Source organism: Sphingomonas sp. SP4, assembly GCF_058313375.1.
Map to the genome: position 1 here is coordinate 16,909 of NZ_JBZFLE010000002.1, position 20,770 is coordinate 37,678.

The window sequence follows — 20,770 nt, forward strand, 5'->3', positions numbered from 1 at the left end:
TTGAGATCTGGCCGCCTGGAAGGCGCTGCTGTGCTCGTTCCCTAGGGAAGCCGCTTTCCGTCCATATTTCCGGCCGTCGCGTAGCGGCAAACGAGATAGTCGATGCGCGGTGTCGAGGCGATTGCGCAGCCGACGCGCGTTGTCGCCGGCCAGATCAGCTGGGTATAATGGCCGACGTCGGCCCAATTTCCTGTGCTGCTGTTGTTCGGGAAGACGCCAGGCACGAAGTAGCGCTTCTCCGACGTCCAGCCGCCGACCATCGCTTCCACGCTGAATGCGTTGTGAGAGCCCATCCACAAGTTCTCGCCGATGCCGCGGCGCGCCTGCCGATTCGAGTGCTGGAACATGCCGGTCATCGCCATCTGCTGCGCGTAAGCAGCAGCACCGTTGCCAAGCTCGGCGTCCCAGCTGAGCGGCTGCATGCCCATGCGCGCGCGTTCGGCATTGTGCGCCGCGAGGATCCGAGCGGGGAACTCTGTCGCGAACGACGCCGCAGTCGCGGGCGCAGCTATGCACGAAGCGGCCAGCAAGAGAAGCGCAGGGCGCAACAAGCTCACGAAATTCATTCCCCCGAAGGACACAGCGCCTCTGCCGCCGACCAGCGCTGGTTCGGCGGAGCTGTGCAGATTGTGTCGGAATAGAGTTACCTAAGCGTTTATACTTGGGGCGAATTCACGCCCGTCGATCCCGCCGCGTGCTCCACCTGCCGCAAGGTGCTACTTTTGGCCTTCCGAGGGGGAGCCATGATGACGAAAGACCAGCGCATCGTCGCTACAGGGGCAGCAAGCGGAATCATCGTCATGATGATCTCCGTCGGGCTGCTTTCCCGCGTGATCGCGCCAACGGCTATCTCGGGCGAAACCGCCGACCGGCTGGCCTACGCCATCCCCTGGCTCGTCGTCGCGGTCTTGCCGCTGTTCGCCATGCTCGTGACCGTCGGCAATTCGCGGTTCCTGAGCGAAGCGATCGATCCGACCTTGGGCAAGGAAAGCGAGCGGATGGTCGTGGACGGACGCGTTGCAGACAATACGCTGCAGCAATTCGTCGTCTTTGCGGTCGGGTTGCTGGCGCTTGCAGTGACGCTCCCAGCCGGAAGCCTCAGCGTCATTCCAGCCGTGACCATCACGTTCGTGATCGCGCGGCTGGTCTTCTGGTTCGGTTACCGCATCCACCCGCTCTATCGGGCGCCGGGATTCTCCTCGACGGCCTACCTCAACGTGGGGATGCTGATTGCCAGCCTGTGGTTCTGGCTGCGCTGATCAGTCGCCGCTGATCGCCGGGTCGATCTCTTCGGGGTGATCGACGATCGGCAGGATCGGCTTGCCGACGTCGCCCTGCCCCACGGTCCGGCCAGCCATTTCGAGCATGCGCTCGAGCGGTACGCGGGCACGGTCCATGACTTCGGGCGACAACTCGATCCGGGGCTCGAGATCGCGCAGCGCGACGTAGAGTTTCTCGAGAGTGTTGAGCGCCATGTACGGGCACATGTTGCAGTTGCAGTTTCCGTCGCCGCCCGGGACGCCAATGAAGGTTTTCTCCGGCGCCGCTTTCTCCATCTGGTGGATGATATGCGGCTCGGTCGCGACGAGGATCGTCTGCGCCGACGAGCTGAGCGCGAAATCGAGGATCGCCTTCGTCGACCCGACCAAATCAGCGTGATCGATGATGTGCGGCGGGCATTCAGGGTGCGCCGCGACCGGTGCATCAGGATGCTCGGCCTTGAGCTTCAGAAGCTCCGTCTCGCTGAAGGCCTGGTGGACGATGCAGATGCCCGGCCATAGCAGCATGTCGCGGTCGAACTTGCGCGCGAGATAGCCGCCGAGGTGCCGGTCGGGACCGAAGATTATCTTCTGATCCTTCGGGATCTGGTCGAGGATCACATGAGCCGACGAGCTGGTGACGATGATGTCACTGAGCGCTTTCACCGCCGCCGAGCAGTTGATGTAGGTCAGCGCGATATGGTCGGGATGTGCCTTCCGGAACGCCGCGAACTGATCGGGCGGGCAGCTGTCTTCGAGGCTGCAGCCGGCGTCCATGTCAGGCAGGATCACGGTCTTCTCGGGTGAGAGGATTTTCGCCGTCTCGGCCATGAATCGAACGCCGCAGAATGCGATCACATCCGCGTCGGTCGCCGCCGCCTTTCGCGACAGATCGAGGCTGTCGCCGACGAAATCCGCGAGGTCCTGGATTTCCGGCTTTTGGTAGTAATGCGCGAGGATCACGGCGTTGCGTTCGCGCTTCAGGCGCTCGATCTCGCCGAGCAGGTCTAAACCTTTGAGACTATTGGTCTGAACCGTCATTTCTGTCCCTGGGCAGCCCTGCGCCGCTCTGCTTCCTTGATCGCTTCTTCATATGGTGTGGAAAGATCGAGATAGGAAGGTTTCTCCGTGCCTTCGGTCGGGAAGCGCGCGGCGACTTTTACGTCCTTGAAGCCGGCCGCGACGAGCGGCATCCCGAAGCTGCGCTCGACAGCCTCGCGCGCTGCTTCCCGAGCGAGGCGCATGGGCACCTCCGCCTGCGCCTGCTTGCGCAAATCCGAGACCGCCTTCGCGCGATTGGCCTGATCGAGCTGCTGGTCGGCGTTGGTGAGGTTCGAAAGGATGCCGCCCTCGCCGAACTCGCGTGCTGCGGCGATGTCGACGTCAGGGCCCGCGATTTCGACCTCAGGCAGCTTCACGTTGAGCGTGTGCGTCGACGCATCCCAGCTTACGTCGTTCGGCTGAAGCTTTGAGAGGTCGAGCTCGTACCGAACGTCGCCGGGCAAGACGAGCGTGCGTTCCGAGCTGACGAGGCCCCCGAGCTGCTGCTGCTGGCTGCTCACCACTGAAACGTAGCGCGCGACGAACGCTACAAGCCGGTTCTGAGCGCGCATGGACTCGAGGCTCGAACTTGCGATCGTCTTGGGATCGGGTCCGCCAAAGATCTTGCCGGCAACTCCGCTCGTGATGCCAAGCAGCACGCCAAGAACCAGCGCGACGGCGACCATCGCTAGCACGATCGGTTGGTTCAGGCGGCGGTCCATAGTTCTTCCTGCTGTTGAACGAGGCCACGGCGTTCAAGGTCCACAAGATGTGCCAGAACCGAGCCGCCGGCAGCCGCGGTCAGGCGCGGATCCAGCCCGGGATAGGCGTTGCTGACGATGTCAGGGATTGGCCGCGGCTTCTCGCCGACGAGCTTCAGGATCTGCTTCTCGCGCTGCATGCGGTGACCCATGAGGTGACGGACATATTGTTCCGGCTTGGTCACCGCTGGACCGTGTGCCGGATAATAGATTCGATCCTCGCGCTTCCGCAGCTTGTCCAGGCTCTTCATGTACGCCGCCATGTCGCCGTCCGGTGGCACGACGACGGTGGTCGACCAGCCCATCACATGGTCGCCAGTCAGCAATGCGCCTTCATAGGCAAAGCACAGATGGTTTGAGGTGTGGCCGGGCGTCGCGACAGCGGTGATGGTCTTTCCGTCGACTTCAACGGTTTCGCCGTCGGGGAGCACACGGTCCGGCGAGTAATCTCCGTCGAACGAAGCGTCCGCACGAGGGCCCACCGTCTCCAATGCCAGAGGTGCGCAGCCGACGATCGGCCCGGCCGTTCGTTCAGCCAGCGGTCGTGACGCGGGACTGTGGTCGCGGTGCGTGTGCGTGCACATGATCGCGACGACGCGCCGTCCCCCAATCGCTTCGACCAAAGCATCCAAATGTTCGGGAAGATCTGGACCGGGATCGACGACCGCAACTTCATAGGTCCCGATGAGATAAGTCTGCGTGCCGAAGTAAGTGAATGCGGAAGGATTATGCGCGAGCACGCGCGCGATGCCGGGCTCAAGCTGCTCAAGTTTCGCATAAGGCGCGTCCACGACGGGCCTGTGCCATGGCTGCGCTGACGAGGGAAGCGTTGAGCCCCGGGCCGCATGAGGACGGCCCGGGGACTCCATTGCGCGAGGGAGCGCCCTTACCTCACTTCCCCGCGCGCAGTTCTGCGATCCTCGCTTTCAGATCGGCGACGATCTTGGCCCTGGACTCCGCGGAGATGGCATCCTCGCCTTCGATGCTGCCGAGCGCTTTCTCGAGGGTCTGAGCCATCTGCTCCCTGGACTCGCCCGGCTTGCCGCAGATCAGGATGCGGCTGCGCTGAACCTTGCCGGGCGCCGTCTGGACATTGGCGTTCGTCTCGAATTTCTCGCCGTCGCACTTGGCGATCTTCGCCTTCAGCTCGGGCGAAAGCTCGGTTTCCTTGATCGTGCCGTCCTTGCCGTGGACCACGACCTTGCGGACCTCGACGCGTTCCTGCGTGCTTTCCTTGGTCGGCGCGGCTTCCTGAGCCGCAGCCGGCAGCGCCAGCATGAGACCGCTGGCAGCCAGTGCCGTCGCAATGACTCCACCGCACGCGCGGCGGGCGAACGAAATATCCCGCTTCATCATTTCCAAACGTCCTTTCAGTTCTTGCGTGTCGGTAAGGGCGCAAACGGGTTGAGGGATCGGCCGCGCAGCGCATCGAAGGATGGTGCGGGCATAAAGCTGGCGCTCGGATGCATCGGCACCGGCGAGCAGGTCGGCGTCGCAAGCTGCTTCGAGGTCGCGGCGGAAGGCGCGATGGGCGGCATAAGCGAGCGGGTTGAACCAATGAAGGGCGAGCACGAGAAGTCCGGCCGCGCTTGCCCAGAGGTCGCCGCGGCGATGGTGGAGCATCTCGTGCCTTAGCGCGACGCGCCGCTCGTCCGCGCCGAAGTATTCGGCGAAACCGGATGGCACGAATACGCGGCGCTTGATCAGACCCGCTGCGGCTGGGCCCGTGACGGCGGAAGTCTCGATGATGTCGACGCCGTCTTCTCTCGTAGTCGACGTGCTGTTGGCGACTGCACGCCGCACGAACCGAGCGTAAGCGCTGAGGTGCAGCGCGAGGAAAAGGATTGCGCCAATTGCCCAAACCGCGAGCAGCAGCGTCGTCATCGGCAGTGCCGCCTGCACGGGGGCCACCACTTGCGCGGCTGCGTCTCGCGTCTCGATGAAGATGTCGGGCGCCGGAGCACTGACCGGAAGCCGTGGCATCAGCAGCCGAAGCAAAGGCGCCAGCCACAGCGCGAACGCCGCGCGCGCTCCAAACGCCCGCGCAACAGGGCGGCGAATGAGAAGGACCAGGCCGATCAGCAGTGCCGATGCGATCAATGTCTCGATAATCCAGCTGGTCATTGCTTGAGGCTCCGCACCAAGGCTTCGAGCTCGTCCAGGTCTTCCTTCGACAGCCGCTGCTCTTCAGCGAGTTGCGCGACGAGCGGCGACACACGGCCGCCAAACAGGCGGTCGACGAGGCGACCCGCCTGATTCTTGGCGACGGTCTCGCGCTCAATCAATGGCCGGTAAAGGAACCGCCTGCCCTGAGGCTCGGCGGCGAGAACGCCTTTCGCCACCAGGCGCGAGAGCATCGTCTTGACGGTCGTCAGGCTCCAGCTGTGATCGGCAGAGACACGTTCTGCGATTTCGGTCGCTCCGAGTGGCGATTCATCCCACAGAAGCTGGAGAAGCTGCTGCTCGCCGTCGCTGATCTTGGCTGGTTTACGGCCCATGTGACTACAAATGTAGTCGACAGGCTGAATGCTTTATGAACGTCTCTTTTAGGCAGCGACCGGCGTTGCCACCGAGGCGCGGACCGGAGCGCCAGCGAGCCGCGCGAACGCGAACGGATAAACCTGACCGAACAGCGTCTCCATGCTCCGCTGCCAGCTAAATTGGAGCGCCTCGTTTCGGGCCTTCAGCGCCATTTGCGCTCGGTCGGAGCCCCAGACGTCCAGGATGTTGCGAGCCATTGCATTAGCGTCGCCCACCGGTCCCAGCCGCCCGAACCCATCGCTCACCCGATCGATCATGGCACCGGCCGCGACGCCGACGACGGGTAGTCCGGACGCCTGCGCTTCGATGATCGAGATGCCGAATGTCTCGTCGGCCATCGCCGACACGTAAACGTCAGCGCTGGCCAGCCAGCGAGCGAGCTCGCCGCGGTTCTTTAGATAGCCCGGAATGATGATGCGCTCGTCCCGCAGCCCCTCGATTTGCTCGCGCAGCGGACCTTCGCCGACGAGAGCGAGGCGTGCGCCCAGTGCGCGCGGCAGCTTGCGAAAAGCGTCGACCACAACGTCAGGCTTTTTCTCGCCATCGAGCCGACCGACGTAGATGAGGAGCGGCTGCCCTTCCGAAAGGCCCAGCTTGGCGCGAAGGCGCTCGTCCCTCCGGTCGGGGCTGAATTCTCCGACCTCGACCCCGAGCGGAACGATATCGACCTGCGGAATGCCAAGGCTGCGCAGCTTTGTGGCGCCGCCATTCTCGCTGAGCGCAAAAGTCGCATCAAAGCGGCGATAGAGCGCGCCGCAATAGGAATAGCAGATTCGCGACAAAGCGCCGCCGACGGGACGCCCGAGCACCTTCGAGACCGGACGCTCGACATAGACCGTCGGAAAGTCCGTCATGTAGCAAGCGACCAACGCCGTATCGGGGTGCTTCTTACGATAGCCGATCGCCGCCCACGGCAGATTGTAGGCGTCCTGGCATTCGATCAGGTCGGGCCGGAAGCGCTGCAGCGCCTCGCGAACCGCGCCGTTGCGAAGCATCAGCCGGTAATTCGGGCTCCCCGGCACGCGCGGCGAGGCAATCGTCACAGTGATCGCACGGTCCTGCTCCACGATCTTGTCGCGGTTGCCTGGGATGATCATCACATGCCGATGCGGCGTCGCCTCGAGGATGTGGCGCCGCTTGTGAAGCAGGTAGGTACGAACGCCGCCACCGACGTCCGACCAGCTCTGCGTCAGATCGCAGAAGAGCCTCGATCCGCTTCCGCGGCCGAGTTCGGGGTCGTGCCGGCTCACCGGAAATCCCAACCCGGCAGGGGCAGCAAAGTGCCATCAGCCTTAGATCTGCGTCGAAACTGTCGGAATATTTTACGCAAAGGCCCCTGTTCCTTTTGCAACCGATTCCGAAAACCTCAGAAATCAGCCGTTTATTTCAATTGGCACACCCGTTGCTACAATAAGCGGGTCCACTTGGTTCCACGCCACGAAGGGGCGGTGCAGCGGTTCTCTGGTCCGGCTGCACCGCCCCTTCCTCGTTTCAGGCATCCGCTCCCAGCATCTGCTGAAGCTCTCCGCTTTCGAACATCTCCATCATGATGTCCGATCCGCCGACGAATTCGCCCTTCACATAGAGTTGCGGGATCGTCGGCCAGTCCGAATATTCCTTGATCCCCTGCCGGATTTCCGGATCCTGCAGCACATCGACGGTCTCGTAGGCCGTGCCCAGACGATCCAGGATCGCGACAGCACGGCTGGAAAAGCCGCACTGCGGGAAGAGCGCGGTGCCCTTCATGAACAGGACGACGTCGTTGCCATTGACGATGTCCGCGATGCGGGTTGAGGCGTCACTCACCATTAGTCTCCAAATTCGGCACCGCGGTTTCGAGCTGCAGTGCGTGAAGCTCACCCCCTACACGTCCGCCGAGCGCCGCATAGACAGCTTGATGCTGCTTGATGCGACTCAGCCCGGCAAAGCTGCGGCTCACCACGCGAGCCGCATAATGGTCGCCGTCGCCGGCAAGATCGCGGATCGAGACTTGGGCGTCCGGGATGGACGCCTTGATCAGCCGCTCGATCTCGCTCGCGGGCATCGGCATCAGATGTTGGTGCTCTCGATGATCTGGCGGCGCGCTTCGATTTCCTTGTTGCGCAGCGCCTGCGTGATCTGGTCCTCGTCCGTCTCGACGCCGGCCGCCGTCAGGTCGCCCAGCACCTTGCGGATCACGTCATGCTCGCCCGCTTCCTCGAAGTCGGAGCGGACGACGTCCTTGGCATAGGAATCCGCTTCCACTTCGCTCAGGCCCATCTGGCGTGCGGCCCACTGGCCGAGCAGCTTGTTGCGCCGCGCGATGATGCGGAACTGCATCTCCTCGTCACGGGCATACTTCGCTTCAAAAGCCCGCTCACGATCGTCAAACTGAGTCACTCACATTCCCCTAGTCGTTCGCGGTGCGAAATAGGGCCGACAAGCGCCAGTGGCAACGCGCGGCTATGGACGCGGCGCCTCGCTTGCGGTGAAAAGAAGCTCATGCTGGAAGGCGTCGAGACCGGTTACGAAGAGAAATACGACTTCCCGGAACGGTCAGTGCCGCCGGCTTGGTTTTACACGCTCGCCACCATCCCGCGGACAGGCAGCACATTCGTCAGTCATCTTCTCTGGCAATCAGGATGCCTTGGAGCCCCGCTCGAATATCTGAATTACCTGCCCGGGAGTCCCTATGCCTTCGCGCAGGGATCGCCCCCAAAGCAGCGGGAACTGTGGCATTCGGCGCTGCGCCGCCGGACGTCGCCCAACGGCGTGTTCGGCGTGAAGTCCTTCTCCCGGCAACTGCGCGAACTGCAGCAGCAGAACCCTGCGCTCCTCATCGAGGTCATTCAGACCCTGCTCCCGGGTCCCGGAGCCAAGGTGATCCGACTGAAACGCCACGATCGCGTGGCGCACGCAATCTCCTTCGCTCGGGCTGCGCTCTCCGGCGTGTGGCACAAGGTGCAGGAAGGCGACGAAGCGCCCAAGGTCGTCTATTCCGATGAAGCCGTGGAGCAGGCGGCTAGAACGCTGAATCACCAGGATGCCGACTGGGACGGGCTACTTCAGGCGCAGGGCGCGAATCAGCTGCTGCTTTGGTACGAGGATGTCGTCGAAAATCCTGAGGCGACCTTAAGAAGCGTCGCCGACTTCATCGGCGTCGAACTCGATCCCAATGCGGTGATTTCCGTACCGTCGGTCGAGCAGCAGTCGCAGGCCGATGCTGCGCAATGGGCGGAACGGTATCGAGGACGTTAATCGAGCGTCACCACAAGCTTGCCGATCGCCTTACGATCTCGAAGCGCCGCAATTGCCTCACCCGCACGTTCAAGCGGATAGGTCGCGCTGATCGTCGGGGAGATCTTTCCCTCAGCCCACCAGCGGAACAGCTGCTGGACGTGGTCCGCGTTTTGCCGTGGATCGCGCGCAGCGAAAGCGCCCCAGAAGACGCCGCATACGTCGCAGCTCTTGAGCAGGGTCAGGTTCAACGGAAGCTTGGCGATTCCCGCAGGAAAGCCGACGACGAGGAAGCGTCCTTCCCAGGCGATGCTCCGAAGTGCCGCCTCACTGTAATCGCCGCCGACCGGGTCGAAGATGACGTCCGCGCCTGCGGGTCCGACACCGTCCTTGAACAGCTGCGACAGCGTTCTCAGGCCGTCCTTGTCGAATGGCCCCGACGGATAGACGATCGCCTCGTCCGCACCCGCGTCGAGCGCCGCTTGCGCCTTTTCGTCAGAAGAAGCGGCGGCGATGACCCGCGCACCGACGGCCTTGCCGATCTCAACGGCCGCCAGTCCCACGCCGCCAGCGGCGCCGAGCACGAGCAGGGTTTGGCCCGCCTCCAGCCTCCCGCGGTCAAGCAGTGCATGGATGGACGTAGCGTAGGTCAGGAGCAGCGCCGATCCTTCCTCAAAGCTGCGCTCTGTCGGCAGGGGGATCGCGGTTTTCGCAGGAATGACGATCTTTTCGACAAGTGCCCCGAAACCCGTCGCCGCGATCAGACGGGCTCCGATCGTCCAGCCTTCGACGCCCTCCCCGATAGCCTCGACCTCGCCCGCGAATTCGCTTCCGGGCGCAAACGGACGCGGCGGCTTTAGCTGATACTTGTCTTCAATGATGAGGACGTCGGGATAGTTGATCGAGCAGGCGCGTACGCGAACGAGTATCTCGCCCGGACCCGGCGTTGGATCCGGAAGCTCCGTCAGCTTCAGCGTTTCAGGGCCGCCGGGTTCGATCGAAAGCAGGCCCTTCATCACCTTACTCGACGTAGGCCGCCGTGGTCTTTTCGCGCACTTCCTCTGGCGTGACGCCGGGCGAGAGCTCGATCAGCTTGAACTGGCTATCATGGTCAGGCCGCTGGAACACCGCGAGATCGGTGATGATCATGTCGACGACGTTCTTGCCGGTCAGCGGAAGGGTGCATTCCGGGATGAACTTCGGGCTGCCGTCCTTGGAGACATGCTCCATCACGACGATGATCTTCTTAACGCCCGCGACCAGGTCCATGGCACCGCCCATGCCCTTGATCATCTTGCCGGGCACCATCCAATTGGCGAGATCGCCCTTTTCGCTCACCTCCATGCCGCCGAGCACGGCGAGGTCGATATGGCCGCCGCGGATCATCCCGAAGCTCGTGGCGCTATCGAAATAGCTGGACGTCGGAAGCTGGCTGATCGTCTGCTTGCCGGCATTGATGAGATCGGGATCGACCTCGTCGTCATAAGGGAACGGCCCGATGCCGAGCATGCCGTTCTCGCTTTGCAGCGTAACCGTCATGCCGGCCGGCACATGGTTCGCGACCAGGGTCGGAATCCCGATGCCGAGGTTCACGTAAAAACCGTCTCGCAGTTCCTTCGCCGCCCGCGCCGCCATCTGGTCACGGGTCCAGCCTTTGGTGAGCGTGTCCGTGCTCATTTCTTGGCTCCCTGCACCATGTCCGCGGGCAGCGGGAATGCGGGCGTTTCTTCCTGCCAAAGGATCGACGCGACGAGCCACTTGCCGTCGATCTTCACCAGCTGGAAGCTGTTGATCCCGCGCTCATGAAAGCTGCCGCTCGCGGTCTTGCCGTCATAGGACGACCAGGCGGTCGCGAGATCCCCGTAGACCTCGACGCGGCGACCAAGTTCCTTCTCGGTGAAACCTTCCTTCTCGAGGATCGGTCCGCTCTTCGCGATGTAATTCTCGAGGTCCCCGCCGCGCAGACCCTTCGGTCCGATCACGCGCAGTTGAGCATTGGGAGCGAACAGGGAGCGCATTTTGTCGAAATCGCGCTTCTGGCCAGGCGGTCCCGAAATCACTTCGTAGGTGCTGCGGATCGCCTGATCGATCGCTGCGAGATCTGCCTGGTTAGGTGCTTGGGCCGCAACCGCGGCCGCAATCAAAAGGGAAATCATGCCGCCTCCCTCTGTCGTACTGTGCGGAACTCGATCTTCTTGTCGTAGGGTGCACCCAGGATCAGCCGCTTCACGTAGATCGATGGCAGATGGATGCAGTCCGGATCGAGGCTACCGACCGGCACGATTTCCTCGACCTCCGCGATGCAGATCTTGCCTGAGGTCGCCGCCGGGTGATTGAAGTTGCGTGCGGTCTTGCGGAACATGAGGTTGCCGCTCTCGTCCGCCTTCCAGCCCTTGATGATGCTGACGTCCGCGCGGATGCCGCGCTCGAGGATATATTCCTCGCCATCGAAGACCTTCACTTCCTTGCCTTCGGCGACCTGCGTTCCGACGCCGGTCTTGGTGTAGAAGCCCGGGATGCCCGCGCCGCCCGCTCGCATCCGCTCGGCGAGCGTGCCTTGCGGGCAGAATTCAACCTCGAGCTCACCCGCCAGGAATTGGCGTTCGAACTCCTTATTCTCGCCTACGTAAGACGAGATCATCTTCTTGACCTGCCGCGTCCGCAGCAGCTTGCCGAGACCTTCATTGTCGATGCCGGCATTGTTCGAAGCGATGGTGAGGTCCTTGACCCCGCTCGCCTGGATGGCGTCGATCAGGCGCTCCGGAATGCCGCATAGGCCGAAGCCCCCGGCAGCGATCGTCATGCCGTCGAACAGCAACCCTTCGAGCGCTGCTTCGGCGTTGGGATAGATCTTCTGCATGCGCCGCCAATAGAAAAGGAGCAGCCGTTCCTCAAGCGAGGCTCAGTGCTTCGGAACGGGGATGACTTCGGAGTCCGATCCGCGCAGCAGCAGCACAGCCCCTTTGGGGACCGATTTCAGTTGGGGAGCCGTCGTGGGGTTGGATGCGTAACGCTGGCCATTGAAGCGTATGACGCCCAGTCCTCGCGTCATCCCTCCTCCGTAGACGCTGATCGCCAGATCGTTCCAACCATTGTGCCTGGTGGGGAGCCGCCACACGGGCATCCGGCTGACAGTTGTCTTCGCAACGATACTCCAGCGTCCACTAATCTGCGTCAGCACAACGACTGGGCAGCCACCGCTTCCGCACCAGTTGGTGAAATCGAGCCAGTAGACGACCGCTTCCTCGCGCTTGTCGCCGTCTAGGTCGGTGAAGGCGACCGCCGCGCTCGCATTGTCGCTCGCCTTACCCATGGCCTTCTCAACCGCCAAAAGCACACCAGGTTCACGCGCATCGGGGGTCGTGGCGCTAAGGGCCAAGGCGAGAAGGAGAAGCAGCCTAGTCCTTCAGCTTCGCGAGCACGCCCTGCAGCTGCATCGCGTTGGACATGTCGCCCTCGACCTTGAGCTTGCCCATCATAAAGGCGGTCATGCCGTCGAGCTGGCCGGCTGCGAGCTGCTGCCAATCGTCCCAGCCGACCTTGATCGTCGTATCCGCGGCATTCACGTCCGAAGCGATGTCGCTGACCTGGTTTGCGGTGCCGTCCAGCAGGATTGCGCCCTGATCACCGCCGAAATCGATTTTCACGCGCTTGCCGGGAATCCATGCCTGGCCCTGCTGCATCCGTTCGACGAGGTCCTGCTTGGTCATCGCTTGCTTTCTCCTTTGTCAGTAGCCGTAGCGGCCCGTTGATACCGCTTCAAGCGAAGCCTATCTGGCCGTGGATGGGATACGAAACCGACCTCAAGCTCTTCATCGATGGAGTCTGGAAGGGCTCCGACACCGGCCACACCGTCGTCAATCCGGTTGACGCAAGCGCAATCGCCGAAGTCCCCTACGCGACCAAGGCCGACCTCGACGAGGCGCTCGCCGCGTCCGAGCGAGCATGGCCGGAATGGCGGTCGATGGACGTCGAGAAGCGCGGCGCGATCCTGCACAAGGCCGGCAAGCTGCTCCGCGAGCGCGCGGACGCCATCGCTGCGACTTTGACGCAGGAACAAGGCAAGATCCTCGCCGAGGCCAAGTCCGAGGTCATCGCCTCAGCCCAGCTGTTCGACTGGTACGCCGAGGATGCGAAGCGCGATTATGGCCGTACGCTCGTTCGCCCGGCCGGCCAGCTCAGCCGCGTGATCCGTCAGCCGGTCGGCCCCACTGCAACGTTCACGCCCTGGAATTTCCCGATCTATTTGCTGGCGAAGAAAGTCGCTGCAGCGCTTGCGGCGGGTTGCACCGTGATCTCTAGGCCGCCGCACGAGACGCCCGGCTGCACGACAGAGCTATTCCGTGCGTTGGCTGATGCGGGCATTCCCAACGGTGTTGCCCAGCTCGTCCACGGCGATGCGGACCTCATCAGCCGCACGCTCATCGCCAGCCGCGTCATCCGCAAGGTCAGCTTCACTGGTTCGACCGGCGTCGGCAAGCACCTGATGAAGCTGTGCGCCGACAGCATGACGCGCGTGACGATGGAACTCGGCGGCCACGCGCCGGTGCTGATCTTCGACGATTGCGACCTCGAGAAGACGCTCGACATGGTCGTGCCGCAGAAGTTCCGGAACGCCGGTCAGGTCTGCGTGTCCCCGACGCGCTTCTATGTGCAAAGCGGAATCTACGACGCCTTCATCAAGGGCTTTGCCGAGCGCACCGCTAAGGTGAAGGTCGGCAACGGGCTCGAAGATGGCGTGAAAATGGGCCCGCTGGCCAACGACCGTCGCCCTGGTGCTCTGGAGAGCCTTGTTCAGGACGCCAAGGCCAAGGGAGCACGCGTCCTCGCCGGCGGCGAACGCGGCGATCAGGGCTTCTTCTTCCAGCCGACGCTTCTCGCCGACGTGCCCAATGAGGCCGCAATCATGAACGACGAGCCGTTCGGCCCCGTCGCCGTCAGCCGCGCCTTTGACACGTTCGAGGAAGCGATCGAACAGGCTAACCGCCTCCCATTCGGCCTCGCCGCCTTCGCCTTCACCGAGAACGGACGCCGGGCCAACCTGATCGGCGACCTCGTCGAAAGCGGCATGGTCGGTATCAACACCTTCGCCATCAGCGGCGCCGACACGCCGTTCGGCGGCGTGAAGGATTCAGGCTTCGGTTCCGAAGGGGGCAAGGAAGGGCTGGAGAGCTATCAGGTCGTAAAGGCGATCCACCAGGCCTGACGCGCGCCAGCCGGTCGGATCAATTCTGCTTGCCGGTGGCAAGCGGCACGATCTGCCATAGGGCCGACAGGCCGACGAGCGAGTAAACGATCCTGCTTAGGACCGACATTTCGCCGAACAGGGCCGCCACCAGGTCGAAGCCGAAAAGCCCGACCAGTCCCCAGTTGAGGCCGCCGACGATGAGCAGGACCAAGGTGATTGTGTTGACGATGCGCATGATTCATCTCCGTTCGTAATGCGTCCGCTTTAAAGGGCGCTTCTGAATGCGATGGAGGTAGTTGGCCGGCCGGCCTGGTCCCATACGGGCTTTGGGCCGGGTCCCTTAAAGCCCGCCTTCGACGGCCATGCGGATCGCCTCGGCGGACGTTGCCACTCCGAGCCGCTCAATCAGAAGCGCGCGGTGCATCTTTACCGTCTTCTCACTGATCCCGAGTTCCCACGCGATCTGCTTGTTGAGCAGGCCGCGCGCCATTCCACCAAGAACCTCGCGTTGCCTTGGCGGAAGTCCAGCCACGCGCTCCGCCGCACTCGCCTTGCGGGTTCCAAGCTCTTGGGTTCCGGGCGCGCCGAGATCGACCTGCGATCCGAGGAACCATTTGATCTCGCCGTCGGCGCCGAACAGGGGAGCGATCATGACGCCGTTGCGAAAGGGCGTCCCATCACGTCGATAGTTGAGAATCTCCACGAGCGCCGGCTTGCGTTGCGCAATTGACGACTGCAGCTGCTCCGTTGCCGAAGGCTCTGTCGCCTCGCCCCTAAGGAAGCGGCAGTTGCGCCCGAGGACTTCGCATGCGGCATATCCGGTCAGCGAGCAAAAAGCGGCGTTCACGAGCTCCAACGGGTTATCGGGGCGACGCGGATTGCTCACGACCATTGCGATCGGACTAAGGCTGATGGTCTCGATCAATCGATCCGGATCGGCGCTCTCCATCAGACAATGCTAGCGGAAGCGCCGCCGCACGGCGAGGCGGCATACGGTCTTTAGGCTGTAAGGCGGAGCGGTCGGCAAACGCTGGCGTTTTCTCAGGGAATCAGACGCTTCCGGAGGACCAGATGGCCGATCTTACACTTGAAGAGATTTCAGAGAAGATGCGCGACATCGATTTTGCGATCCTGTCGACCAAGACCGAGAACGGGGAGGTTGCCGGGCGTCCGATGAGCAACAACCGCGAAGTCGAATTCGACGGCGACAGCTTCTTTTTCACAATGGAGTCCACCCGCACCGTTCAAGACATACGTCGGGATCCCAAGGTAGGCCTCGCTTATCAGGGAAAGTCGGGAATGCTCGGGATGAAACCCTTCTTCCTAGCGGTGGACGGAGTTGCCGAGCTGATCCAGGACAAGGCGGAGTTCGCCCGGCATTGGACCAAGGACCTCGACGCATGGTTCGACAAGGGTATCGATACGCCCGGCCTTACTCTGGTGAAGGTGGTCGCCAAGCGCCTCCATTATTGGGATGGCGGAAAGGAGGGCGAGTTGGTTCTGGGGGCGCACCAGGTCGCCTGAACCTCCGCATCACTATGAAAGAATCGTGGGCGTGGCTAAGGGCCGCCCATGACCACACGCACCGGCGGACGCATCCTCGTCGACCAGCTCAAGATCCAGGGCTGCGATCGCATCTTTACGGTTCCGGGCGAAAGCTTTCTCGCCGTGCTCGATGCGCTGCATGATACGCCGGAGATCGACCTCGTGGTGTGCCGTCAGGAAGGTGGCGTCGCTTATATGGCGGATGCCGACGGCAAGATGACCGGCCGCCCGGGCGTCGCCTTCGTCACACGCGGGCCCGGGGCGACTAATGCCAGCGCCGGGGTGCATGTCGCCTTCCAGGATTCCACGCCGATGATCCTGTTCATCGGTGACGTTGCGCGCGGCGACCGGGACCGTGAGGGATTTCAGGAGATCGACTTCCCCGCCTTTTTCGGGCCGATCGCCAAATGGGCGGCACGGATCGAGGATGCGCGGCGCATCCCCGAATATATCGCTCGCGCCTATCGCGTGGCGACGGTGGGGCGGCCCGGGCCTGTGGTGCTCGCCCTCCCCGAAGACATGCTGCGCGATGAGGTCGAAGCCATCGATCGCCCGCCCGTGCCGCCGCTCGCCGAGGAGCCAGATCCAGGCGCGGTCCAGGCCATGTTTGAATTGCTGAAGGAAGCGGCCTCACCGATCGCCATCGTCGGCGGCGCCGACTGGAGTCCGCGCGCTTCCAATCATTTCGCGAACTTCGCGTTTCGCTATGGCATTCCAGTCGCCGCGGCATTTCGCCGTCAGGATGCGATCTGCAACACCTGCAACGTCTACGCCGGCAATCTCGGCTACGGCCCCAATCCGAAGCTGCAGCAGCGCATCCGCGATGCCGACCTCATCCTTGCAGTCGGACCGCGTCTCGGGGAGGCGACCACCGACGGCTACACGTTGATCACACCGGATCATCCCGGGCAGACGCTCGTCCACGTCCATCCCGACCCTAACGAGCTTGGCCGCGTCTATCACGCCGACCTGCCGATCTGCGCCGACATGGGCGAGTTCGCGGAGATGGTCGACGAGTGGATCGATCCGGATCTCGTCCGCTTTTCCTGCGGCGACGATGCGCACAAGGAATGGCTCGAATGGTCTGAGCCGAAACCCCGCGAAGGCGTGACGCTCGACCTCGGTCCTTGCGTCGCGGCCATGCGGGAGCGGCTGCCGGAGAACACCATCGTCTGCAACGGCGCAGGCAATTTCTCCGGCTGGTGGCACCGCTACTGGCGCTACGGCACGATGCCGACGCAGCTTGCGCCGACCAGCGGCACCATGGGCTACGGCCTGCCTGCAGCTGCCGCTGCGGCGATCCGGTTCAAGGACCGGCCGGTAGTCTGCGTGGCAGGCGATGGCGATTTCCTGATGAATGGGCAGGAACTGGCGACTGCCGCCCAGCACGACGCCGATCTGCTGGTGATCGTCGTCGACAATTCGGCCTACGGCACCATTCGTATGCACCAGGAGCGGGAATATCCGGAGCGCGTCTCAGGTACGCAACTGCGCAATCCTGAGTTCGCCGCGCTCGGCAGCGCCTTCGGCGCGACCTTCACCGCCGCGGTCGAGCGTACTGAAAATTTCGCGCCCGCCCTCGACGAAGCGCTGAAGCACAAGGGGATTAGGCTCCTGCACTGCAAGACGGACGTCGAGCAGATCAGCAACGCGACGACAATTTCGAAGCTGCGCAGCCGCTCCTAGTTCAACTGCCACGGCAGCCACATCCAAAGCGACCGGGCGAACAGCGCTGGTGCGAGGACGAAGTGCACCCATTTGCGCTTGGTCCACGCCAGGATCAGCATCGCGATCAGCGAAGGCGCGATGAAAAGCGCGCCCCGGAGATCGAGCACACCAAAGATCAGTCCGTCGCGAACCAGGATCCAGGCGAGATAGGTCGCCCACAACCCCCAGAAGTAGCGGTGCTGATCGAAATAGAATTCTTCCAGATCGAGCTTTTCCGGAACCTCATCCGGCAGGCAGGCAGCCGCGAGCATGACGAGGAACATCATCGACACGGCGAACGCCACGAACTGCGCGACGCTGCGAACGAAGCTGAACGCCTCGTAATAGGCCCACCAGGTGGCAACGAGGCTGGTCGCGACGTGCGCGGCGACGAGAAGAGGCAACCAGTGGAACCGCACCCTCGCTCGGGCACGCAGGAGCCGATGCAGGCTGATGGCAATGTCCGTAAGTGCAATGCCGAACAGGATCGACGCAAAGGTCGCTACGTAGCTCGGTGCGTCCATCGCCCCCGTTCCCCTGGCGGCGCTTTTGTCCGCCGGGCCGGCAGCTAAGTCAAACCTGTTCGTCTTCCTCGTCGAGCAAGGCGCGATTGTGCGCGGCGGGGCAGTTGCTGAGGCCCTGCTTGGGCAGATATCGCTCATTAGGTAGCGGATTGCCCAATTCGAACACGGGCGGCTCGCCAAGCTGGTCGAGCAAGCTCTCCAGGTCCTTGAAGTTGCCCGACGAAGCGCTCGGCTCGCTCTGTCCAGCCAATTCCTTCAGCGGGATCGCGGCTGACGCCGTAGCCTTCAGCTGGTGCGGCTCGAGACCAGTCGGACGAAGCCGCTCCCTCTCATGGCGTTTCCAATGATCCAGCCCAGTCATTGCTCAACTCCGGCGAAAGCCGCAGCAAGACAACGCTTAAAATCGACAAACTATTCCTAAGAATCTCTCCGAAGCGGATTCAAGTTGCGCGCTCAGGCGCAGAGCTGAACCGGATGGTCGTCGTTGAATCCAAGTTCAACGTCAGCACTCAGGAAGTCATTAATGACCCTTGCCAGATCAGGACAGGACAAAGTCCGGTCATACCCAGTCCGGCGCCAAGAGCAATCGGAACCAATACTTCCTCTGCGCGTAGTCGCATCGGATGCCAAGTAAGAAATGATATCGCTCACAGGTCGAGAGAAGCTTCCGCTTGCCATCTGGATATCGACCAACATTCTGTCCTCCACCAAGAATTAGAACGTTACGCCGTTCTGTTCTTGCCCCGCCCCGAAGAGTGCCGGAGCCGGTGTGTTACGGAAGGCACCGTTGAAGAGTAATCGGCACGACGTTCTAATCTATCGACGAATGGCGGCATGACGTCAGTAATCGCTTAAAACTTTCTATTTGGCGCGCCTTAGGAATCCGGCCGAAGCAAGTTATCCACAGCATATCCACAGGTTGAAAGACTCTGTTAACCATGTTCCGTGCCGAATCGGCACAGAATTGGAAGTTATTCACAGGCCGAAGGGATAGGTGTCCTCTTCTGGAACGCCCTCGCCCGCGCGCTGTTGCCCCGGCAGTGGAGCGACCGCTTCGGTCTCGTCGAACCAGACCCAGGCGTCGAATTGCCGCGGCAATATCGCCTCGCTGTAGTGACTCCAGCGTTCTGTGTCGGGCCGGTAGATTACCCCGATGAACCGTTCCAGGCGCGGCTCCATTAGCGCTTCCTTGATGTCCCGGCCGATCTCGCCCTCCCTCAGGTCGAGCAGAAATCGGGGCACGCCACTGTCGTGGCTTAGGCGCTCGTAGCTATCCGGCAAGGACTGCCGGACCTGCTTGATCTTCATCGGTGCATCCCAGTCGTCCGCCGCCGCCACGCTGCCCGTGTGCGTACCGAAGCCGATCAGTCGCGCCTTGGCGTCGAACTTCTCCTTCGCGAGCTGCCCAATGTTCAGCTCGTCCCGGTGCATGCCCATGTCGGTGAAGGCCGCATTGCCGATATGGCTGTTGTGCGCCCAGACGATCGCCTTCGAGTTCGGTCCCTTGGCGTCGAGGATCATGTTCAGCGTGTCGAACATATGCGTATCGCGCAGATTCCAGCTCTCCGCGGAGCCGCGGTACATGACGCGATAATAAGCCTCGGCGTCCTTCACGAGACGCGCATTCGCCGCAGCGTCGAGCCATTCGTCGCATTCCTCGGCGAAGCAATTGACCTGTTTCTTAAGCAGGTCCTGCAGCATCTGGATCGCGCCCACCTCGCAACGCGCATAGCCTTCGATCAGCGAGTGCCGGCCGTAGAGCTGCGGCTCCTCCGCCCAGGGTTCCAGACAGCCGTATCTTTTGTGCGCGAGCCGCGCGAGTTCCGGGTCCTGCTCTTCGAGGAAGTCGATGACGGCACGCATCGACCCAGAGAGGTTGTAGAGGTCGAGCCCGTAGAAGCCGCACATCCGCTCATAGGGGCGGTCGCCGTTGTGCTCCTTCAACCAGCGGATGAACGCATCGAACTCCTGGTTGCGCCACATCCAGGTTGGAAAGCGCTCGAACGCGACGAACTCGCCGTCGCGCGCCTGTCGATGCCGAACGTAGCGGTCCACCGTGGCGGCGTCAGGCCAATCGGCCTCTACCGCAACGATATTGAAGCCGTGCCGCTCGATCAGCCGTCGCGAGATCGCCGCCCGCACGCGATAGAATTCGCTAGTGCCATGACTCGCCTCACCGAGCAGCACCACGCGCGCGTCGCCGTAGCGGTCGAACATCGCGCCGAATGAAGGATCATCGATGTCGGGCAGCGGCTCTGCAGCATCCCTGATCAGCCCACTGACATCGATCTGGATTTCAAGCATCGCGCCATCCTTCCTCACCGATCAGAGGAACGAAGCGCACTCCACCAAGGTCCGACTGCTGTAAGCTTCCGTCCTCGTGCTTCCGAACGCGGACTAGGTGCTGAACCCAGCCAGGATCGCCGAGCGGCATGACGATCGAGCCGCCTGGCGCGAGCTGATCGATCAGCGGCTGCGGAACATGGCTTCCGCTCGCAGCTGCAAGGATCGCATTGTAAGGAGCCTCGTCCGGCCACCCCTTCGTGCCGTCGCCCTCGACGATCTCGACATTGTCATAGCCAAGACGCCGCATCCGCTCGCGCGCCACTTCGACCAGCTCGTGCTGGCGTTCGATGCCAATCACCCGCGCCGCGATGCGACTGATGACCGCCGCGGCGTAACCTGAGCCCGCTCCAACCTCGAGCACCTTGCTGCCCGGACGGATATCTGCAGCCTGGATCATCAGGGCGACGATGTAAGGCTGAGAGATCGTCTGCTTCGCTTGGATCGGGAGCGGATGATCGCCGTAGGCCTGATGCGCGAGGTCAGCACTGACGAACGCCTCACGTGGGACGGCGAGGAAGGCGTCGAGGATCGCCTGCTCCGTGATCCCACGGCGCTTCAGCTGTCGCTCGACCATCGCCTCGCGCTCGGCGGTGAAGTCTGGCATGTTTCGCCCTCGTTGCGTCAAACCCGTGAGCGCAGGAG

At 62.7% G+C, this 20,770-nt stretch carries 27 protein-coding genes; 5 read left to right on the forward strand and 22 right to left on the reverse strand.

Annotated features, from left to right (window positions below):
• Positions 1 to 41: 41 nt before the first annotated feature.
• Positions 42 to 557 (reverse strand): CAP domain-containing protein, encoded by a 516-nt coding sequence (locus tag AC4GYV_RS09290; RefSeq protein WP_491100431.1) that lies wholly within the window; start codon positions 555 to 557, stop codon positions 42 to 44.
• Between the two features lie 186 nt (positions 558 to 743).
• Here AC4GYV_RS09290 and AC4GYV_RS09295 point away from each other — a divergent pair, with 186 nt between their 5' ends.
• Positions 744 to 1,259, forward strand: a complete 516-nt coding sequence (locus AC4GYV_RS09295) for an MAPEG family protein (protein WP_491100432.1) — start codon at positions 744 to 746, stop codon at positions 1,257 to 1,259.
• Here the strand turns inward: AC4GYV_RS09295 and nadA are convergent, their stop codons facing one another.
• The 9 genes from nadA to AC4GYV_RS09340 all read right to left on the reverse strand — a co-directional run bounded on the left by nadA (position 1,260) and on the right by AC4GYV_RS09340 (position 7,981).
• Positions 1,260 to 2,300: a quinolinate synthase NadA gene (gene nadA, locus AC4GYV_RS09300; RefSeq protein WP_491100433.1), complete on the reverse strand. Its 1,041-nt coding sequence runs from the start codon at positions 2,298 to 2,300 to the stop codon at positions 1,260 to 1,262.
• Positions 2,297 to 3,022, reverse strand: a complete 726-nt coding sequence (locus tag AC4GYV_RS09305; protein ID WP_491100434.1) for a DUF4230 domain-containing protein — start codon at positions 3,020 to 3,022, stop codon at positions 2,297 to 2,299. The genes nadA and AC4GYV_RS09305 overlap by 4 nt, the downstream gene beginning before the upstream one ends.
• Positions 3,007 to 3,852 (reverse strand): MBL fold metallo-hydrolase, encoded by an 846-nt coding sequence (locus AC4GYV_RS09310; protein WP_491100435.1) that lies wholly within the window; start codon positions 3,850 to 3,852, stop codon positions 3,007 to 3,009. The genes AC4GYV_RS09305 and AC4GYV_RS09310 overlap by 16 nt, the downstream gene beginning before the upstream one ends.
• Before the next feature lie 100 nt (positions 3,853 to 3,952).
• A complete protein-coding gene (locus tag AC4GYV_RS09315) occupies positions 3,953 to 5,185 on the reverse strand; it encodes a M56 family metallopeptidase (RefSeq protein WP_491100436.1) in 1,233 nt (410 codons plus the stop codon).
• Positions 5,182 to 5,559, reverse strand: a complete 378-nt coding sequence (locus AC4GYV_RS09320; protein WP_491100437.1) for a BlaI/MecI/CopY family transcriptional regulator — start codon at positions 5,557 to 5,559, stop codon at positions 5,182 to 5,184. The genes AC4GYV_RS09315 and AC4GYV_RS09320 overlap by 4 nt, the downstream gene beginning before the upstream one ends.
• A gap of 48 nt (positions 5,560 to 5,607) precedes the next feature.
• Positions 5,608 to 6,852: a glycosyltransferase gene (locus AC4GYV_RS09325; protein WP_491100438.1), complete on the reverse strand. Its 1,245-nt coding sequence runs from the start codon at positions 6,850 to 6,852 to the stop codon at positions 5,608 to 5,610.
• Between the two features lie 241 nt (positions 6,853 to 7,093).
• Positions 7,094 to 7,408 carry a Grx4 family monothiol glutaredoxin gene (gene grxD, locus AC4GYV_RS09330; protein ID WP_491100439.1) on the reverse strand — a complete coding sequence of 105 codons (315 nt, stop codon included), beginning with the start codon at positions 7,406 to 7,408 and terminating at the stop codon, positions 7,094 to 7,096.
• The gene (locus tag AC4GYV_RS09335) at positions 7,401 to 7,652 is read right to left on the reverse strand and encodes a BolA family protein (RefSeq protein WP_491100440.1); all 252 of its coding nucleotides are present in this window, start codon (positions 7,650 to 7,652) and stop codon (positions 7,401 to 7,403) included. Before AC4GYV_RS09335 ends, grxD begins: the two co-directional genes overlap by 8 nt.
• The gene (locus AC4GYV_RS09340) at positions 7,652 to 7,981 is read right to left on the reverse strand and encodes a DUF1476 domain-containing protein (protein WP_491100441.1); all 330 of its coding nucleotides are present in this window, start codon (positions 7,979 to 7,981) and stop codon (positions 7,652 to 7,654) included. The genes AC4GYV_RS09335 and AC4GYV_RS09340 overlap by 1 nt, the downstream gene beginning before the upstream one ends.
• 102 nt (positions 7,982 to 8,083) lie before the next feature.
• On the opposite strand from AC4GYV_RS09340, the gene AC4GYV_RS09345 reads away from it, so the two are divergent.
• Positions 8,084 to 8,839: a Stf0 family sulfotransferase gene (locus AC4GYV_RS09345; protein WP_491100442.1), complete on the forward strand. Its 756-nt coding sequence runs from the start codon at positions 8,084 to 8,086 to the stop codon at positions 8,837 to 8,839.
• Here AC4GYV_RS09345 and AC4GYV_RS09350 read toward each other — a convergent pair.
• The 6 genes from AC4GYV_RS09350 to AC4GYV_RS09375 form a co-directional block, all read right to left on the reverse strand.
• Complete coding sequence (locus AC4GYV_RS09350) at positions 8,836 to 9,834, reverse strand: NADPH:quinone oxidoreductase family protein (protein WP_491101579.1); 999 nt, start codon at positions 9,832 to 9,834, stop codon at positions 8,836 to 8,838. The genes AC4GYV_RS09345 and AC4GYV_RS09350 overlap by 4 nt on opposite strands.
• A 4-nt stretch (positions 9,835 to 9,838) precedes the next feature.
• Positions 9,839 to 10,495 (reverse strand): CoA transferase subunit B, encoded by a 657-nt coding sequence (locus AC4GYV_RS09355; protein WP_491100443.1) that lies wholly within the window; start codon positions 10,493 to 10,495, stop codon positions 9,839 to 9,841.
• Positions 10,492 to 10,974 (reverse strand): nuclear transport factor 2 family protein, encoded by a 483-nt coding sequence (locus tag AC4GYV_RS09360; protein ID WP_491100444.1) that lies wholly within the window; start codon positions 10,972 to 10,974, stop codon positions 10,492 to 10,494. The genes AC4GYV_RS09355 and AC4GYV_RS09360 overlap by 4 nt, the downstream gene beginning before the upstream one ends.
• Complete coding sequence (locus AC4GYV_RS09365) at positions 10,971 to 11,678, reverse strand: CoA transferase subunit A (RefSeq protein ID WP_491100445.1); 708 nt, start codon at positions 11,676 to 11,678, stop codon at positions 10,971 to 10,973. Before AC4GYV_RS09365 ends, AC4GYV_RS09360 begins: the two co-directional genes overlap by 4 nt.
• Before the next feature lie 42 nt (positions 11,679 to 11,720).
• Positions 11,721 to 12,131: a COG3650 family protein gene (locus tag AC4GYV_RS09370; RefSeq protein WP_491100446.1), complete on the reverse strand. Its 411-nt coding sequence runs from the start codon at positions 12,129 to 12,131 to the stop codon at positions 11,721 to 11,723.
• 85 nt (positions 12,132 to 12,216) lie between these two features.
• Entirely contained in the window at positions 12,217 to 12,528 is a 312-nt protein-coding gene (locus AC4GYV_RS09375; RefSeq protein WP_491100447.1) for an SCP2 sterol-binding domain-containing protein, read from the reverse strand.
• A 74-nt stretch (positions 12,529 to 12,602) separates the two neighbouring features.
• Between AC4GYV_RS09375 and AC4GYV_RS09380 the strand changes: the two genes are divergently transcribed.
• Positions 12,603 to 14,024: an NAD-dependent succinate-semialdehyde dehydrogenase gene (locus AC4GYV_RS09380; protein ID WP_491100448.1), complete on the forward strand. Its 1,422-nt coding sequence runs from the start codon at positions 12,603 to 12,605 to the stop codon at positions 14,022 to 14,024.
• Between the two features lie 19 nt (positions 14,025 to 14,043).
• On the opposite strand, the gene AC4GYV_RS09385 is transcribed toward AC4GYV_RS09380, so the two are convergent.
• Both AC4GYV_RS09385 and AC4GYV_RS09390 read right to left on the reverse strand, forming a co-directional pair.
• Positions 14,044 to 14,241 (reverse strand): DUF378 domain-containing protein, encoded by a 198-nt coding sequence (locus AC4GYV_RS09385; RefSeq protein ID WP_491100449.1) that lies wholly within the window; start codon positions 14,239 to 14,241, stop codon positions 14,044 to 14,046.
• A gap of 105 nt (positions 14,242 to 14,346) precedes the next feature.
• Complete coding sequence (locus AC4GYV_RS09390; protein WP_491100450.1) at positions 14,347 to 14,955, reverse strand: response regulator transcription factor; 609 nt, start codon at positions 14,953 to 14,955, stop codon at positions 14,347 to 14,349.
• Between the two features lie 122 nt (positions 14,956 to 15,077).
• Here AC4GYV_RS09390 and AC4GYV_RS09395 point away from each other — a divergent pair, with 122 nt between their 5' ends.
• Positions 15,078 to 15,530, forward strand: coding sequence for a pyridoxamine 5'-phosphate oxidase family protein (locus AC4GYV_RS09395; protein ID WP_491100451.1), 453 nt, complete (start codon positions 15,078 to 15,080; stop codon positions 15,528 to 15,530).
• 48 nt (positions 15,531 to 15,578) lie between these two features.
• Positions 15,579 to 17,237 (forward strand): thiamine pyrophosphate-binding protein, encoded by a 1,659-nt coding sequence (locus tag AC4GYV_RS09400; RefSeq protein WP_491100452.1) that lies wholly within the window; start codon positions 15,579 to 15,581, stop codon positions 17,235 to 17,237.
• On the opposite strand, the gene AC4GYV_RS09405 is transcribed toward AC4GYV_RS09400, so the two are convergent.
• The 4 genes from AC4GYV_RS09405 to AC4GYV_RS09420 all read right to left on the reverse strand — a co-directional run bounded on the left by AC4GYV_RS09405 (position 17,234) and on the right by AC4GYV_RS09420 (position 20,732).
• Positions 17,234 to 17,782: a hypothetical protein gene (locus AC4GYV_RS09405; protein ID WP_491100453.1), complete on the reverse strand. Its 549-nt coding sequence runs from the start codon at positions 17,780 to 17,782 to the stop codon at positions 17,234 to 17,236. The two genes, AC4GYV_RS09400 and AC4GYV_RS09405, sit on opposite strands and share 4 nt — an antisense overlap.
• A 49-nt stretch (positions 17,783 to 17,831) precedes the next feature.
• The gene (locus AC4GYV_RS09410) at positions 17,832 to 18,143 is read right to left on the reverse strand and encodes a hypothetical protein (protein ID WP_491100454.1); all 312 of its coding nucleotides are present in this window, start codon (positions 18,141 to 18,143) and stop codon (positions 17,832 to 17,834) included.
• A gap of 614 nt (positions 18,144 to 18,757) precedes the next feature.
• Positions 18,758 to 20,086, reverse strand: coding sequence for an erythromycin esterase family protein (locus AC4GYV_RS09415; RefSeq protein ID WP_491100455.1), 1,329 nt, complete (start codon positions 20,084 to 20,086; stop codon positions 18,758 to 18,760).
• Positions 20,079 to 20,732, reverse strand: coding sequence for a protein-L-isoaspartate(D-aspartate) O-methyltransferase (locus AC4GYV_RS09420; RefSeq protein ID WP_491100456.1), 654 nt, complete (start codon positions 20,730 to 20,732; stop codon positions 20,079 to 20,081). Before AC4GYV_RS09420 ends, AC4GYV_RS09415 begins: the two co-directional genes overlap by 8 nt.
• Between the last annotated feature and the right edge of the window lie 38 nt (positions 20,733 to 20,770).

Coding starts and splice junctions, on each gene's coding strand:
- AC4GYV_RS09420 (WP_491100456.1), bottom strand. CDS start 20,732: ATGCCAGACTTCACCGCCGAGCGCGAGGCGATGGTCGAGCGACAGCTG.
- AC4GYV_RS09305 (WP_491100434.1), bottom strand. CDS start 3,022: ATGGACCGCCGCCTGAACCAACCGATCGTGCTAGCGATGGTCGCCGTC.
- AC4GYV_RS09365 (WP_491100445.1), bottom strand. CDS start 11,678: ATGCAGAAGATCTATCCCAACGCCGAAGCAGCGCTCGAAGGGTTGCTG.
- AC4GYV_RS09390 (WP_491100450.1), bottom strand. CDS start 14,955: ATGGAGAGCGCCGATCCGGATCGATTGATCGAGACCATCAGCCTTAGT.
- AC4GYV_RS09315 (WP_491100436.1), bottom strand. CDS start 5,185: ATGACCAGCTGGATTATCGAGACATTGATCGCATCGGCACTGCTGATC.
- AC4GYV_RS09360 (WP_491100444.1), bottom strand. CDS start 10,974: ATGATTTCCCTTTTGATTGCGGCCGCGGTTGCGGCCCAAGCACCTAAC.
- AC4GYV_RS09415 (WP_491100455.1), bottom strand. CDS start 20,086: ATGCTTGAAATCCAGATCGATGTCAGTGGGCTGATCAGGGATGCTGCA.
- AC4GYV_RS09320 (WP_491100437.1), bottom strand. CDS start 5,559: ATGGGCCGTAAACCAGCCAAGATCAGCGACGGCGAGCAGCAGCTTCTC.
- AC4GYV_RS09295 (WP_491100432.1), top strand. CDS start 744: ATGATGACGAAAGACCAGCGCATCGTCGCTACAGGGGCAGCAAGCGGA.
- AC4GYV_RS09345 (WP_491100442.1), top strand. CDS start 8,084: ATGCTGGAAGGCGTCGAGACCGGTTACGAAGAGAAATACGACTTCCCG.
- AC4GYV_RS09350 (WP_491101579.1), bottom strand. CDS start 9,834: ATGAAGGGCCTGCTTTCGATCGAACCCGGCGGCCCTGAAACGCTGAAG.
- AC4GYV_RS09405 (WP_491100453.1), bottom strand. CDS start 17,782: ATGGACGCACCGAGCTACGTAGCGACCTTTGCGTCGATCCTGTTCGGC.
- AC4GYV_RS09380 (WP_491100448.1), top strand. CDS start 12,603: ATGGGATACGAAACCGACCTCAAGCTCTTCATCGATGGAGTCTGGAAG.
- AC4GYV_RS09400 (WP_491100452.1), top strand. CDS start 15,579: ATGACCACACGCACCGGCGGACGCATCCTCGTCGACCAGCTCAAGATC.
- AC4GYV_RS09410 (WP_491100454.1), bottom strand. CDS start 18,143: ATGACTGGGCTGGATCATTGGAAACGCCATGAGAGGGAGCGGCTTCGT.
- nadA (WP_491100433.1), bottom strand. CDS start 2,300: ATGACGGTTCAGACCAATAGTCTCAAAGGTTTAGACCTGCTCGGCGAG.
- AC4GYV_RS09395 (WP_491100451.1), top strand. CDS start 15,078: ATGGCCGATCTTACACTTGAAGAGATTTCAGAGAAGATGCGCGACATC.
- AC4GYV_RS09335 (WP_491100440.1), bottom strand. CDS start 7,652: ATGCCGATGCCCGCGAGCGAGATCGAGCGGCTGATCAAGGCGTCCATC.
- AC4GYV_RS09385 (WP_491100449.1), bottom strand. CDS start 14,241: ATGCGCATCGTCAACACAATCACCTTGGTCCTGCTCATCGTCGGCGGC.
- AC4GYV_RS09355 (WP_491100443.1), bottom strand. CDS start 10,495: ATGAGCACGGACACGCTCACCAAAGGCTGGACCCGTGACCAGATGGCG.
- AC4GYV_RS09375 (WP_491100447.1), bottom strand. CDS start 12,528: ATGACCAAGCAGGACCTCGTCGAACGGATGCAGCAGGGCCAGGCATGG.
- AC4GYV_RS09370 (WP_491100446.1), bottom strand. CDS start 12,131: ATGGGTAAGGCGAGCGACAATGCGAGCGCGGCGGTCGCCTTCACCGAC.